Below are 14,733 nucleotides of genomic sequence, written 5' to 3' on the forward strand. Positions count from 1 at the left end.
ATGAAAGGGTGAATGTTACACATGGATACTCTCGTTGCGTTATTACCAATGATCCTGATTTTCGTCGTATTTTACTTCCTTTTGATTCGTCCACAGACGAAACGCCAAAAAGAAGTTCAATCGATGCAAAACGCCCTCGAGCGTGGCGACAGCGTTGTCACAATCGGTGGTTTACACGGCGTCGTTCATCAAATCGAAGACACACATGTCGTGTTGAAATGCGATCAATCGCTTCTCCGCTTCAACCGTAGCGCGGTTGCGGAAGTCGTGAAAAAAGCGAATGCCTCGTTCGAGGAATAAGCCAGTTAAGCATCTGACCAAAACGGTCAGATGCTTTTTTTTATGAAAAACGTCTGATTTTTGACAAAGTATGTCAATTTGATGATCCATCCCCCTTATTTCGAAAAAACGATTTGAATCGTGAAAACGTTTGCATTAATGTCAAAGTGAGATGAAATCCGAGATGAAGGAGAACGAATAAAATGGACGTGAAACGATTAAACCCATTCAAAAATTGGAAAGGATGGACACGGAAACGATCTGGGAAGAGGAAAAAAGGACGATCTTCCTTGAGACGACGTATGTCGATTGCTCTGATTCCAACGATCGTTGCCCTTGTTATGGTTGGGGCACTCGGCTCTTATCAACTAAGACAATCGACTGCCGCTTATGACCGAGTTCTTAGTGATGGAATGCAGGAGATGCTTCTTGCAGAAAATTTATCTCTTGCGGTGACAGATGCCGAACGTTATTTGAACTATTATATGCTCGTCGCTAATCCGAAGACATTGATCAGTTTACAGAGTACACAGGAACAACGTGACGAGTTAATGGGGGAATTGAAAGCTTCGTCAACGGACGATAAAATCTTATCTTGGTTAGGCGACTTGGAAAAATTCAATGAGCTATTAGACCGTGAGATGAATCGTGCCATTGAACTTCGACAGCAGCAAGACGAAATCGGATATAAAACCGTGCTCAACACGAGTGTGACACCGACGACGGACCGCGTGCGCATGACCGTGACGGACCTTGTCGAATATAAAGGGGAGCTCCTTGCTTCCGAGACGAAAGCGGTGCAAGCAGACGCGGAGAGTTCAATCCTTTGGATGCTCATCATCAGCGTTGGTGGTGTCGTGATTGGGATTCTTTCGTTACTTGCCTTGCAGCGCCTGTTCTTGAAACCAATTAATCGTCTTGGTCGTCAAGCTCGCATTATGGCGGAAGGGGATTTGACCGGCGAAGATATCGAGGTCGCCTCAAACGACGAGCTCGGAGACCTTGTCACGGCATTTAACGAGATGAAACGCAATCTGGTCGGCTTGATTCGTCGGGTTGGAGAGGCGTCGGACAAAGTGACGGCGTATTCGGAAGAACTTTATGCGAGTACAGATCATGTGGCGACGACGACCCAAGGGGTATCCCGTCTATTTGAAGAGATGAATGTGGCGGCACAAGGATCGTCGAAACGTGCGGAAGAAGGAACAATTGGGGTCAATCAAGCGGTGGTCGGATTGAACCAAATCGCCGCAGCGTCACAAGGTGTGAATGAACAGACGATTCACACTCTTGAAGCGGCAAACGGCGGACTCGAAACGATTCAATTGGCTGAGGAGCGCATGCAAGAAATTCGTCGTGCCAATGAACTCACAGAACAAATGGTGACACGTCTCTCGAATCAATCACTAGAGATTGAAAAAATCACTCGTTCGATCACGGCCATCACAGAACAGACGAACCTGCTTGCCCTTAATGCAGCCATCGAGGCGGCGCGCGCAGGTGAACATGGAAAAGGGTTTGCGGTCGTCGCGGCAGAAGTGCGAAAACTTGCCGAGGAGTCCAAACAGTCAGCCATTCAAATCCAAACCGTCGTACGTGACATTCAGCGTGATACGAAGCAAGTCGAGTCAGCGTTTGAAGAGTCGAGCGTCCATGTTGAAAATGGAGTATCGCAAATGGGAGAAGTGGCCGAGGCGTTCCGAGAGATTGTATCGGTCATTGAAGAGACGTCGCGTCAGATGAGTGAGATTGCGGCAGCAACAGAAGAAGTCAGTGCCAACACGACAGAAGTTGCCGTATCGGTCGAAGACATGTCGACGAATGCTGTCTCGACACAGCGTAGCGTCGAAGAGGCGGGAGCGAACGTTGAAGAACAGCTTGCGGCCATTCAAGAAATCAATGGAATTGCTGAAACGATGAGTCACATGTCCTCTGAATTAAAAGATGTCGTCCATGTGTTTAAGACCACATAATAAATGCCCTGACGCGTGCGTCAGGGCATTGCTCGTTACATTAATAAAATCAAACTTGTCGCCATGACGATCATACCTGCGACCATCCCATACATCGAATGATGGGCACGACCATACTCTCGAGCAGCAGGGAGCAACTCGTCAAGCGAGATGAAGACCATGATTCCCCCGACTGCCGCGAACAAAAGTCCGAAGACCGTGTCACTTAAGAACGGCATAAGGAGTAAAAATCCGATAGCGGCACCTGCCGGCTCAGCGAGACCTGATAATAATGAGAGCTTGAATGCTTTTTTGCGTGAACCGGTCGCATAATAAATCGGAACTGATACGGCAATCCCTTCCGGAATATTGTGAAGGGCGATGGCGATGGCAATCGCTAAACCTACAGTCGGATCATCTAATGCCGAGACAAAGGTGGCGAGTCCTTCTGGAAAGTTGTGAATGCCAATGGCGAGTGCCATGAAGATCCCCATTTTCTTTAAGCGGTTTTGTGTCTCGGGATGACTGATCGTTGTCGCCTCATGTGTGGATGCCATCGCCAATTCTTTTGAGGTCGGGTCGTTTTGCATCGATTCAACGAACTTGACCTCATGTGGGTTCTCCATTTTCGGGATGAACTTGTCAATCAAGCCGATCAAGAACATACCACCGAAGAAAGCGAAGACGGTATAAATCGTTCCCGTATATTCCCCATGCGCACTGACGAGTTCATCGAGTGCTTTCGGAAAAATCTCGATGAATGATACGTAAATCATGACACCACCAGAAAAACCGAGTGAGATGGATAGAAAGGCTGTATTCGTTCGTTTTGCGAAAAATGCGATCATGCTTCCGATCCCTGTCGCGAGTCCTGCGAACAAGGTAAGAAGAAACGCATACATAATCGTGCTGTCCATATCGTTAGACTCCTTTGAGTTTTTAATGTTAGCTACATCATACATCAGGTTTTGCCCTAGCGCAACTTTTAGTCTTGCATGCAAAATAAGTCTAGATATCCACGAATGGTCGTTACAATTTTAGGAAAATGATTGATAAATGTTTAGAAAATTTGTAATGTTAACGAGAGAAGTTTTTATAAAGAACAGTGGTTTAGAAAGGAAATAGTCGTATGTACAAAAAAGGCAATATTGCGATTTTCGCGATTATCATGATTGCGACAATCCTGCTCGCTGTGTTCACGACACCTTGGGTCGTCAAGAACACGAACCTCGGACTCGACTTAAAAGGTGGATTCGAAGTTTTGTATGAAGTACAACCGCTCGAAGACGGCGACGTCATCGACGAGTCGGCGATGAATGCAACCGTTCGCGCCATCAACAACCGAATCAACGTCCTTGGGGTATCAGAACCGGACGTTCGAATCGAAGAAAACAATCGCATTCGCGTGCAACTTGCAGGCGTGTCGAACCAAAACGAAGCGCGCGAAGTCATCTCGTCTACGGCACAATTGACGTTCCGTGACGTGAATGACAACGTCCTGCTCGATGGGAAAGACTTAGCTCCTCGTGGCGCGTCTCTCAGTTACAACCAACAAGGACAACCTGTCGTAGAGTTGACGCTTCAGTCAGCCGATCAGTTCGGGGAAGTGACGTCTGAAATTTCACAGCGTCCAGCTCCTGAAAATCGTCTCGTCATCTGGCTCGATTACGAAGAAGGTGACACTTACGAAGAAGAGATTCAAAAAGAAAACTCGAAAATCGTGTCAGATGCTTCTGTAAATGGACCGATTTTATCTGATAAAGCGATCATTTCTGGTGGTGGAATCGACGCGGAGAGCGGGCAACGTCTCGCGGATATCCTAAACGCAGGGGCGCTCCCGGTTAAACTCGATGAGATTTACTCGACGTCGGTATCGGCACAGTTCGGTCAAGATGCACTTGAAGAAACGGTATTTGCCGCAACAATTGGGATTATCGCTGTATTCCTCTTCATGTTGTTCTTCTACCGTTTACCAGGACTCGTATCGATCATCACGCTCATTCTGTACATCAACTTGATCATGTTGTTCTTCAATGGAATCAATGCGGTCTTGACACTACCGGGAATCGCGGCACTTGTTCTCGGGGTCGGTATGGCGGTCGATGCGAACATCATTACCGCTGAACGGATCAAGGACGAGTTACGATCTGGAAAGTCGGTATTATCCGCGTTCCGTGCCGGTAACCGTCGCTCGCTCAGTACGATCATTGATGCCAACTTGACGACGCTCATTTCAGCTGCAGTCTTGTTCTATTTTGGACAAAGCTCAGTCAAAGGGTTCGCCATCATGCTCATGATCTCAATCGGGATGACGTTCATTTCGAACGTATTCATCTCACGTTATTTGATGCACCTCCTCGTTTCAAGTCGCCTGTTCGACAAACGTAAAGGATGGTTTGGTGTGAAGGAGAGTGAAATCCGTGAACTTTAAGCTTACTGAATGGAATTACGTCAAACATATGCGTACGATGTTCTTGATTTCAACGGCCATCGTCGTTCTCGGAATCGGTCTCTTGTTCTTCCGAGGATTGAACCTCGGGATCGACTTCGCTTCAGGTACACGCGTAGAGGTTCAAACCGAAGAACGTGTCTCTCAAGAAGAGTTCACGAAAGCGTTCAATGACGCTGGGGTCGATCAAGAAATCTCGAACGTCCAATATGCAGATGAAGGTCGCTTAGCATACGTGACGTTCGTCGGTCAACTAGGGCAAGAAGAAGTTGCGAACGTCAAGACGGCGTTCACCGAACAGTTCGGGAACGACCCGAATATCAGCACCGTCTCGGCTCAAGTTGGTCGTGACTTGGCGAAAAATGCTTTGTATGCGGTAGCCGTCGCCTCAATCGGGATCATTCTCTACATCACGGTCCGTTTCCAATTCTCCTATGCGGTCGCGACCGTGGTTGCCATGCTCCACGATGCCTTCTTCATGATTGTCGCGTTCTCGCTCTTTGGGATAGAGGTCAACTTGTACTTCATCGCCGCGGTCTTGACCATCATCGGTTACTCAGTCAACGATACGATCGTAACGTTCGACCGGGTCCGCGAGAACATCACGTCGTATGAAAAGGAACGGAAAATCAAGTCGATGGACGTCTACGAGTCGATTATCAACAAATCGATTCAAGAGACGATTGTGCGGTCGGTCAACACCGTCATCACGGTACTCGTGACAGCCATCGCCTTGTACGTCTTCGGTGCCGAATCGATTCGTAGCTTCTCGATTGCACTCATCGTGGGACTCTTTATGGGGATGTACTCTTCGATCTTCATCGCATCGTACTTGTGGCTCCTCATCAAACGCACGACCATCAACAAGAAAAAAGATACGCCGGTCACAGAGGCGTAACGAGTGGGTCTCCCTTCAAACGGGAGACCTTTTCAAATGTCAAGACGGCACATCTTTCACGCGGTCTGCTATAATCTACAATTGATTGGAGTGAAGGACATGTACCATTCGAAGAAACAGTGGCTCTATCCGGAAACAAATCCGGACGACGTCACACGTTTACAAAACGAATTAAATATATCAGCACAACTCGCGACGTTGCTCGTACAGCGTGGACATCAAGATGTAGAAGCGGCCAAGGCATTTTTATATGCCGAGGAAGAACTCGTCTTTCATGACCCGTATTTGTTTGAACAGATGGAAACAGTCGTATCCCGCATCAAGCAGGCGGCAGACGAGGGTGAGATGGTGCTCATCTATGGCGACTACGATGTCGATGGGGTCAGTGCCTCATCCGTCATGTGGCATGCGTTAACCGAAATCGGTGTCATGGCCGAGTGTTATATCCCGAACCGCTTCACGGAAGGATATGGACCGAACAAGGAAGCGTTCCAATGGGCGGCGAACGAAGGGTTCACCTTGGTCATCACAGTGGACTGTGGGATTTCAGGGATTGAAGAAGCGACACTCTTAAAAGACCTCGGTGTCGATTTGATCATCACCGACCACCACGAGCCGAAAGAAACATTGCCGGACGCGTATGCGATCATTCACCCGCACATCGACCCGAGATATCCATACGATAAACTCGCCGGTGCGGGGGTCGCCCTCAAAGTGGCACACGCCGTTTTAGGAAGAATGCCAGAAGAACTCCTTGATTTGGCAGTACTCGGAACAATCGCTGACCTCGTCCCGTTAGACGGCGAAAACCGGTTGCTCGCGAAGAAAGGGATCGCTGCGCTCGAAGCGTCGAAGCGACCGGGTATTTTAGCGTTACGTGAAGTGTGTGGTCTTAGTGACAGCGTGTTGAACGAAGAATCGGTCGGTTTCGCGTTCGGTCCACGCATCAATGCGGCGGGTCGTCTCGATTCGGCGATGCCAGCCCTTCAGATGCTCCTTGCTGAACACGTCGAGGAAGCACTCGAACTTGCGAAACAGCTCGATAAGCAAAATAAGGAACGACAAGATATCGTCAAAACGATTACGGCTGAAGCGAAAGAACTCGTTGAAGCATCGATGACAGAGGATCGTGTACTCGTCGTCGCAAGTGAGAAATGGAACCCGGGTGTCGTTGGAATTGTTGCCTCTCGTCTCGTCGAAGCGTATTATCGTCCGGTCATTCTCCTTTGCCACGACCCGGAGACGGGCAAGGCGAAGGGGTCGGGTCGCTCGATTGATGGGTTTGACTTATTTAAAGAACTCTCAAAAAATGAAGACATCTTGCCGCACTTCGGAGGGCATCCGGCCGCTGCCGGGATGACGCTCCAGTCCGAGAATGTCGCCGAATTGCGTGAACGACTGAATCGCCAAGCGGAAGTGATTCCAGATGACGTATTCGTGCCCCGGGTCAACGTCGACTTAAAACTCTCGGTCAATGACGTTTCACTCGACCTGATTTCTGAAATCGCGAAACTGGCACCGTTCGGAATGGGCAACCCGTCTCCACGTGTCGTCGTCGCTGATGCGAAACTGCGTGACATTCGTCAAATCGGACGGGATGCGACACATTTGAAAGTACAGCTCGCCGGAGACAAGCGTGAACTCGACGGCATTGGGTTCGGGTTCGGACATGTCGTCTCAGAAATCTCACAGATGGCCCACATCTCAGTGATGGGGAGTCTCCAAGTGAATGAATGGAACGGGATGCGTAAGCCCCAGCTTATGATTCAAGATTTACGCGTCGATGATTTCCAAGTATTCGACTATCGAGGAAAGAAAAAGTCGCTACAAGAGCTGAAAGATTTGCCAAAAGAACAGACGTCGTTCTTATCGTTCCAAGGGACAGATGAGGAGTTCCCGCTACATGAAGGGGATGAACCGCTCAACCGATTTGTCGTCTTGCTCGATTTGCCTGACGATGAAGAAGTGCTTGCGGAAAAACTTCATGAAGGAATCGAGCGAATTTATTGCGCTTTCGGACAAGGAGACTCATTCTTTGAACGTCTCCCGTCTCGTGAGGATTTCCGAACGTATTATGTCCATATGGCGACATGCGAACGGAAAAATCTACGTGAGAACTTGATTCGTCTATCGAAAGAGCGAAAATGGTCAAAAAATACGATTCAATTTATGCATCAAGTATTCTCTGAACTCGAATTTCTTGTTACAATGGAAGACGGACTGCCTGGAGTCAATCCAGAAGCACCGAAACGCGATTTGACCGAAGCGCCGTGCTATCAACGCCGGATTGGGCGCCAACAACTCGAAGAGCGTTTCGTATACGCGTCATTGGCGGAGCTCAAAGAGCGGTTACAATCGTTGCGATCGAACAAGATGCAGGAGGCATACACATAAAATGGATTTCAAACAGCATATTAAAGAAGTAGCAGATTATCCGAAGGAAGGCATTAGCTTCAAGGACATCACGTCACTTATGCAAAATGGCGAAGTCTACAAGAAGTCGGTAGATGAGCTCGTCGCTTACGCACGTGAGCGTGGAGCAGAGTTAATCGCTGGACCGGAAGCGCGCGGATTCGTCGTCGGTTGTCCGGCAGCGTACGCACTCGAACTCGGATTTGTGCCTGTACGTAAAGAAGGAAAGTTACCACGTGAGACAGTTCGTGTATCATATGGTCTCGAGTACGGAACGGACATCTTAACGATGCACAAAGATTCAATCCAACCTGGCCAACAAGTCGTCATCTTAGATGATTTGCTCGCGACAGGTGGTACGATTGAAGCGACCATCAAAATGATTGAGCAACTCGGCGGAGTTGTGGCAGGAATCGGGTTCTTGATCGAACTCGACGGACTCGGCGGACGTGAACGTCTCGAAGGATATGACGTGTTCTCACTCATCCGATACGAAGACTGATTTTCGAACGGGAAGCGACATGCTTCCCGTTTTTGAATAGTTTTTAAGGAAAATAACCGACAACCTTTGACAGGTCGTCAGATTTTTTCGATAATGGTTATAAAAATTAGAGAATCTTGAACATAAACTACTACCATGCTGCGACGAATCTGAGTCGATTGGAGCGGTAAGAAAAAGGGTGTCGAATGTTATGACCAAAAAACAAATCGTAAGTATTGAGGATCTTCTCGACGCGCTCGGGGAGTATATGGGTGACGACGATATTGCCGAAGTGAAACGCGCTTACGAATACGCAAAACTTCATCATACCGGTCAGTTCCGACGTTCGGGCGAGCCCTATATCCTCCATCCGGTCCAAGTGGCCGGCATTCTCGTTGACATCGGCTTAGATGCCACGACGATTATCGGAGCGCTCTTACATGACGTTGTCGAAGATACGGATATTTCGTTACAGCAATTGACGGAAGACTTTGGTCCGGAAGTGGCCATGCTCGTCGATGGGGTTACGAAACTTGGTAAGATCAAATATAAATCGAAAAAAGAAGAACTCGCCGAGAATCATCGGAAGATGATTATCGCCATGGCGGAAGATGTGCGCGTCATCTTGATTAAACTCGCTGACCGCCTCCATAACATGCGGACCCTTCAGCATATGCCGAAAGAGAAGCAAGTTCAAAAGGCAGAAGAAACGCTTGAAATCTTCGCCCCACTTGCACACCGGATGGGGATTTCGACGATTAAGTGGGAGCTCGAAGATATTTCATTACGTTATATCAACCCGCAGCAATACTACAAAATCGTCTCGATGATGAAACAGAAACGAACGGAACGGGAAGCACTCGTTACCTCTGTCATCACGGAAGTGAACGAAGTGCTCGAAGATGTGCATATCGATGCCGATGTGAACGGCCGACCGAAACATATCTATTCCATCTACAACAAGATGGTGAAGCATAAAAAAGAATTCAATGAAATTTACGATTTGATGGCGGTCCGCATTATCGTCGACTCGATTCGTGATTGTTATGCGGTGCTTGGCATCATCCACACGCAATACAAGCCGATGCCAGGACGCTTCAAAGATTATATCGCTATGCCGAAACCGAACATGTACCAGTCGCTCCATACGACCGTGATCGGTCCGAAAGGTGAACCGCTCGAAGTCCAGATTCGAACGAAAGACATGCATTTCATCGCCGAATTCGGGATCGCGGCACACTGGGCGTATAAAGAAGGGAAGAACGTTTCGACGAACGGATTTGACGAGAAAATCGCTCATCTTCGCGAAATCCTTGAACTTCAAAAAGATACGACCGATGCCGAGGAATTCATGGAGTCGCTTAAAGTCGATTTCTTTAGCGACATGTTGTATGTGTTCACACCAAAAGGGGACGTATTCGAATTGCCGAAAGGCTCTGTCCCGATCGATTACGCGTACCGGATCCATACGGAGATCGGCCATCGGATGACGGGGGCAAAAGTGAACGGTCGAATGGTGCCGCTCGACTACAAACTCGAGACGGGTGACATCATTGAAATCATTACGTCGAAGCACAGTTATGGTCCGAGCAAGGACTGGTTGAAACTCGCTGTTTCGAGTCAGGCGAAGAACAAGATTCGTCAATGGTTCAAACGTCAACAGCGTGAAGAGAACGTCGAGAAAGGGAAAGATCTCGTCGAGGCAGAAATCAAGAAACTAGGTTTCGAACCGAAAGAGATTATCGATGAGCCGGCACTCAGTATCGTCGTCGAGAAGTTCAACTTCGGGAACGAGGAAGAGATGTATGCCGCTGTCGGTTACCAAGGTATCACAGCCGCTCAAGTCGCACATAAATTGACGGAGAAGCAGCGGAAAGAACCGAAGCTCGAACTGTCTGAAGCCATCAGCGAATTAAAAGTCAGTCAGGCACCGAAGAAGAAAACGACGGAAGCGGGTGTGACGGTCAAAGGGATCGACAATATGCTCGTTCGCATGAGCCGTTGCTGTAACCCGGTCCCGGGAGACGAAATCGTCGGGTATATCACCCGTGGACGTGGCGTCTCGATTCACCGGAAAGACTGCTTGAACATCGTCAACGAACAACACCCGGAGCGTCTTCTTGATGTCGAATGGGAAGTTGGACAGGCGAAAGAGAAGAACTATAACGTCGATATCGAGATTACGGGATATGATCGTTCAGGTCTCTTGAACGACGTCCTTCAAGCGGTATCGGCGACGAATACGAATATCGTGGCCGTCAGTGGTCGGGGCGACCAAAACAAACAAGCTCGCATCTCGATGACGATCTCGATTCCGAACGTGAATCACTTACAGAAAGTCGTCGAGCGCATCAAACAAATCTCAGACGTGTATTCGGTCAGCCGAGTCATGATGACGTGACGAAAGGAAGAGGAACGTGCGTGTATTATTGCAACGAGTGAAAAAAGCATCAGTCACAGTCGAGGAAGAAGTCGTCGGGGCAATCAACGCCGGATACTTGCTTCTCGTCGGTGTGACACATGAAGACACAGAAGAGGAAGTGAACTGGCTCGCCGACAAGGTGACCGGGCTTCGCGTCTTCGAGGACGATCAAGAAAAGATGAACTTATCGATTCAAGATGTGTCTGGTCAAATCTTGTCGGTCTCGCAATTCACATTGTATGGAGATACGATGAAAGGACGGCGACCCGCTTTCACAAAGGCCGCAAAACCGGACATGGCCGAGACGCTCTATGAAAAATTCAACGAGCGGTTGCGGTCGAATGGACTCGTCGTCGAGACGGGGCGCTTCGGTGCGATGATGGACGTCGCTCTCGTCAATGACGGACCGGTCACGCTCATGCTCGAAAAAAACGCTTGACAGATGCCGGCTTGATTCGGCATCATGAAGCATATAGTCAAACACCTATGATAAAGAAGAGTACGGTCAACCCACCAGCAAAGAGAGCGATGCCTTGGCTGAAAGCATCGACTGGATGATGACCCGAACGACACTTTGGAGGTGCTCCCTTGAAAATGAGTAGGGGGAGCCGTCTCATCGGGCGTTAACCGATTTCGAGTGGCAGAGTTTCAAGTAATGGCTCTGCAACGAGGGTGGTACCACGGGAAACTTACACAGGCTCTCGTCCCTTTGCGGACGAGGGTCTTTTTGTATTTTAAGGAGGGAAATGTGATGATGAAAGCACCACGCGGTACACAAGACCTGCTTCCGGGCACGGTCGAGACGTGGCAATATGTCGAAGAAAAACTTCGCGACATGAGCGCCCGTTACAACTATAAAGAGATCCGCACACCAATCTTTGAAACGACGAACCTGTTCACACGCAGTGTCGGGGAAACGACAGACATCGTACAAAAAGAGATGTTCACGCTCGTGAAGAAAGGGAAAGACGAGTACACGCTTCGCCCAGAAGGGACGGCATCTGTCGTTCGTGCGTTCGTGACGAACAAACTGTTCGGAAATCCGGACCAACCGACGAAGCTCTACTATATGGGACCGATGTTCCGCTACGAGCGCCCACAAAAAGGCCGCTTCCGTCAGCTTCACCAATACGGTGTCGAAGCGATCGGCAGTAGCGACCCGGCCGTTGACGCTGAGGTCATCAGCCTCGCCTACTCGATCTACAAGTCGTTTGGACTTCAGAAAATCAAAGTCGTCGTCAACTCGCTTGGGGACGCGGAAAGCCGCAACGCCCACCGCGATGCGCTCATCCGTCACTTCGAGCCGGTGGCAGGCGAACTTTGCCAAGATTGCCAATCACGTCTTTACAAGAACCCGCTTCGCATCTTGGATTGTAAGGTCGACCGCGATCACCCGTCGATGAAGACAGCGCCGTCGATCCTTGAATATTTGAACGAAGAGTCGAAAGCCTACTTCGACCAAGTGCTCGCACAACTCGATGCACTCGGCGTCGCCTACGAAGTCGATCCGACACTCGTTCGTGGACTCGATTACTATACGCACACGGCGTTTGAAATCATGTCCGAGGCAGAAGGGTTCGGAGCCATCACGACACTTTGTGGCGGTGGACGCTACAACGGTCTCGTACAGGATATCGGTGGACCGGACATGCCGGGAATCGGTTTTGGGATCGGGTTGGAGCGCCTCATCCTCGCATTGGAGAATGAAGGAGTCTTACCTGAACTCGAGACAGGACTTGATGTCTTCATCGTCGCGCAAGGCGAGAAAGAAGTCGAATTGACGGCGACACGCCTCTTGCAACTCCTTCGCATGGAAGGGTTCAAGGCTGATCGTGATTACCAAGGACGCAAGTTCAAAGGACAATTCAAACAGGCGGACCGCCTGAAAGCCAAATTCACAGTCATCTTGGGGGATGACGAAGTCGAACGTGGGGCAGCCGCCTTGAAAGATATGACGACTGGTGAACAAGTCGATGTGCCACTCTCGGCCGTCGCAGACAAAATTCGTGAACTATCGGAAGGAGCAGGACAATGATCGGACGCACACATATGAACGGTCGTGTGACAGAGTCACTCATCGGCCAAGAAGTACAATTAAAAGGATGGGTACAAAAACGTCGTGACCTCGGGGGACTCATCTTCATCGACCTTCGTGACCGCACTGGGATCGTCCAAGTCGTCGTTCGCCCAGAAAATGAAGCAGTCCACCAACTCGCAGAAACGATTCGTAGCGAGTATGTCCTCGACGTGAAAGGAACGGTTCTCGAGCGTGAGAACAAGAACCCGAACATGCCGACAGGAAACATCGAAGTTATCGCTTCAGAAATCAACATCTTGAACGCGGCGAAGATGACACCAATCCCGATTGGTGATGAAGCGGAAAACGTCTCAGAAGACCTTCGCCTCAAGTACCGTTACCTCGACCTTCGTCGTCCAGCGCTTCAAGAGACGTTCCGTCTCCGCTCGAAGACGTCAAACACAATCCGTAACTTCTTGACGGAGCAGGAGTTCCTCGAAGTCGAAACACCGATTTTGACAAAGTCTACACCAGAAGGCGCACGTGACTATCTCGTCCCGAGCCGTGTTCATGGTGGTGAGTTCTACGCACTTCCGCAATCACCACAGCTCTTCAAACAGTTGCTCATGGTCGCAGGATTTGACCGTTACTTCCAAATCGCGCGCTGCTTCCGTGACGAAGACCTTCGTGCAGACCGTCAACCTGAATTCACGCAAGTCGACATCGAGACGAGCTTCATGGACATCGAAGACTTGATGGCGATGATGGAATCGATGATGGGACAAGTCATGGAATCGACGCTCGGTCGTACGGACACACCAGCGAAATTCGAGCGTATGACACACGCGGAAGCGATGCGTCGTTTCGGTTCAGATAAACCGGACACGCGTTTCGGCCTCGAACTCATCGACGTGGCTGATGCTGTGAAAGGAGCCGGATTCAAAGTGTTTGACGCCGCACTCGAATCAAACGGACAAGTCAAAGCGATCAACGTTAAAGGTGAGGCGGACAACTTCTCACGTAAAGACATCGATAAGCTTCAAGAATTCACAGCGGTTTACGGTGCGAAAGGTCTCGCATGGCTCAAAGTGACAGCGGAAGGCTTGAACGGTCCAATCGCGAAATTCTTCGACGAAACGTACGCACAGAAGTTGATCGAAGCAACGAATGCAGAAGCAGGTGACCTTCTCCTCTTCGTCGCATCAAAACCAACTGTCGTCGCCGACAGCCTTGGCGCACTCCGCGTCAAACTCGGACACGAACTTGGTCTCATCGATGAGACGAAGTTCAACTTCCTATGGGTGACAGACTTCCCACTCGTGACGTTTGAAGAAGAAGATGGTCGCTTCTATGCGAACCACCACCCCTTCACGATGCCAAACCGTGAAGACCTTCACCTGCTCGAAACAGACCCGGCAAGCGTACGCGCCATCGCGTATGACCTCGTCTTGAACGGTTACGAGCTCGGTGGCGGTTCACAGCGTATTTACGAGCGTGACATCCAGGAGCGTATGTTCAAATTGCTCGGCTTCACGCAAGAAGAAGCAGTTGAACAGTTCGGATTCTTACTCGAAGCGTTCGAATACGGTACACCACCGCACGCGGGAATCGCACTCGGTCTCGACCGTCTCGTCATGATTCTTGCAGGTCGTTCGAACCTTCGTGACACGATTGCCTTCCCGAAAACGGCTTCGGCAAGCGACTTGCTCACGCAAGCACCGAGCCCGGTCGCGGACGCACAACTTGAAGAGTTATCGATTCGTACGGCAGTAAAAGAGAAGAAATAAGCACAAAAAAACGAGGGTTGCCATGGCAATCCTCGT

Annotated in this window: 9 protein-coding genes, 1 pseudogene and 1 other annotated feature; of the genes and pseudogenes, 9 read left to right on the forward strand and 1 reads right to left on the reverse strand. The window is 49.6% G+C overall.

Translation table 11 applies throughout. The features are described from left to right. Nucleotides 1-21 precede the first annotated feature (21 nt). Together yajC and KNO90_RS08345 are read left to right on the forward strand one after the other, a co-directional pair. Nucleotides 22-300, forward strand: a complete 279-nt coding sequence (yajC, locus tag KNO90_RS08340) for a preprotein translocase subunit YajC (protein ID WP_214739736.1) — start codon at nucleotides 22-24, stop codon at nucleotides 298-300. 269 nt (nucleotides 301-569) lie between these two features. Continuing rightward, nucleotides 570-2,252: a methyl-accepting chemotaxis protein gene (locus KNO90_RS08345; RefSeq protein WP_251127409.1), complete on the forward strand. Its 1,683-nt coding sequence runs from the start codon at nucleotides 570-572 to the stop codon at nucleotides 2,250-2,252. Nucleotides 2,253-2,287: 35 nt separating this feature from the next. Here KNO90_RS08345 and zupT read toward each other — a convergent pair whose 3' ends face one another. Beyond that, the gene (zupT, locus tag KNO90_RS08350; protein ID WP_215113440.1) at nucleotides 2,288-3,148 is read right to left on the reverse strand and encodes a zinc transporter ZupT; all 861 of its coding nucleotides are present in this window, start codon (nucleotides 3,146-3,148) and stop codon (nucleotides 2,288-2,290) included. A gap of 212 nt (nucleotides 3,149-3,360) precedes the next feature. Between zupT and secD the strand changes: the two are divergent. The 7 genes and pseudogenes from secD to aspS all read left to right on the forward strand — a co-directional run bounded on the left by secD (nucleotide 3,361) and on the right by aspS (nucleotide 14,697). Then, nucleotides 3,361-5,578, forward strand: a pseudogene (secD, locus tag KNO90_RS14845) (protein translocase subunit SecD). Between the two features lie 99 nt (nucleotides 5,579-5,677). Further along, the gene (gene recJ, locus KNO90_RS08365) at nucleotides 5,678-7,972 is read left to right on the forward strand and encodes a single-stranded-DNA-specific exonuclease RecJ (protein ID WP_215113441.1); all 2,295 of its coding nucleotides are present in this window, start codon (nucleotides 5,678-5,680) and stop codon (nucleotides 7,970-7,972) included. A 1-nt stretch (nucleotide 7,973) separates the two neighbouring features. Then, nucleotides 7,974-8,492 carry an adenine phosphoribosyltransferase gene (locus KNO90_RS08370; RefSeq protein ID WP_015881175.1) on the forward strand — a complete coding sequence of 173 codons (519 nt, stop codon included), beginning with the start codon at nucleotides 7,974-7,976 and terminating at the stop codon, nucleotides 8,490-8,492. Between the two features lie 190 nt (nucleotides 8,493-8,682). Beyond that, the gene (locus tag KNO90_RS08375; RefSeq protein ID WP_214739747.1) at nucleotides 8,683-10,872 is read left to right on the forward strand and encodes a RelA/SpoT family protein; all 2,190 of its coding nucleotides are present in this window, start codon (nucleotides 8,683-8,685) and stop codon (nucleotides 10,870-10,872) included. 16 nt (nucleotides 10,873-10,888) lie between these two features. Next, on the forward strand, nucleotides 10,889-11,332 hold the full coding sequence (gene dtd, locus KNO90_RS08380; protein ID WP_215113442.1) for a D-aminoacyl-tRNA deacylase: 444 nt from the start codon (nucleotides 10,889-10,891) through the stop codon (nucleotides 11,330-11,332). Nucleotides 11,333-11,370: 38 nt separating this feature from the next. Beyond that, nucleotides 11,371-11,605: a binding site (T-box leader), on the forward strand. A gap of 42 nt (nucleotides 11,606-11,647) precedes the next feature. Next, entirely contained in the window at nucleotides 11,648-12,928 is a 1,281-nt protein-coding gene (gene hisS, locus KNO90_RS08385; protein ID WP_214794588.1) for a histidine--tRNA ligase, read from the forward strand. Next, entirely contained in the window at nucleotides 12,925-14,697 is a 1,773-nt protein-coding gene (gene aspS / locus KNO90_RS08390) for an aspartate--tRNA ligase (RefSeq protein ID WP_215113443.1), read from the forward strand. Before hisS ends, aspS begins: the two co-directional genes overlap by 4 nt. Nucleotides 14,698-14,733 lie beyond the last annotated feature (36 nt).

Origin of the sequence: Exiguobacterium sp. s63 (assembly GCF_018617335.1) — a bacterium.
In the GTDB taxonomy this organism is placed as follows: domain Bacteria; phylum Bacillota; class Bacilli; order Exiguobacteriales; family Exiguobacteriaceae; genus Exiguobacterium.

Coding starts and splice junctions, on each gene's coding strand:
- yajC (WP_214739736.1), top strand. CDS start 22: ATGGATACTCTCGTTGCGTTATTACCAATGATCCTGATTTTCGTCGTA.
- zupT (WP_215113440.1), bottom strand. CDS start 3,148: ATGGACAGCACGATTATGTATGCGTTTCTTCTTACCTTGTTCGCAGGA.
- recJ (WP_215113441.1), top strand. CDS start 5,678: ATGTACCATTCGAAGAAACAGTGGCTCTATCCGGAAACAAATCCGGAC.
- KNO90_RS08370 (WP_015881175.1), top strand. CDS start 7,974: ATGGATTTCAAACAGCATATTAAAGAAGTAGCAGATTATCCGAAGGAA.
- KNO90_RS08375 (WP_214739747.1), top strand. CDS start 8,683: ATGACCAAAAAACAAATCGTAAGTATTGAGGATCTTCTCGACGCGCTC.
- hisS (WP_214794588.1), top strand. CDS start 11,648: ATGAAAGCACCACGCGGTACACAAGACCTGCTTCCGGGCACGGTCGAG.
- aspS (WP_215113443.1), top strand. CDS start 12,925: ATGATCGGACGCACACATATGAACGGTCGTGTGACAGAGTCACTCATC.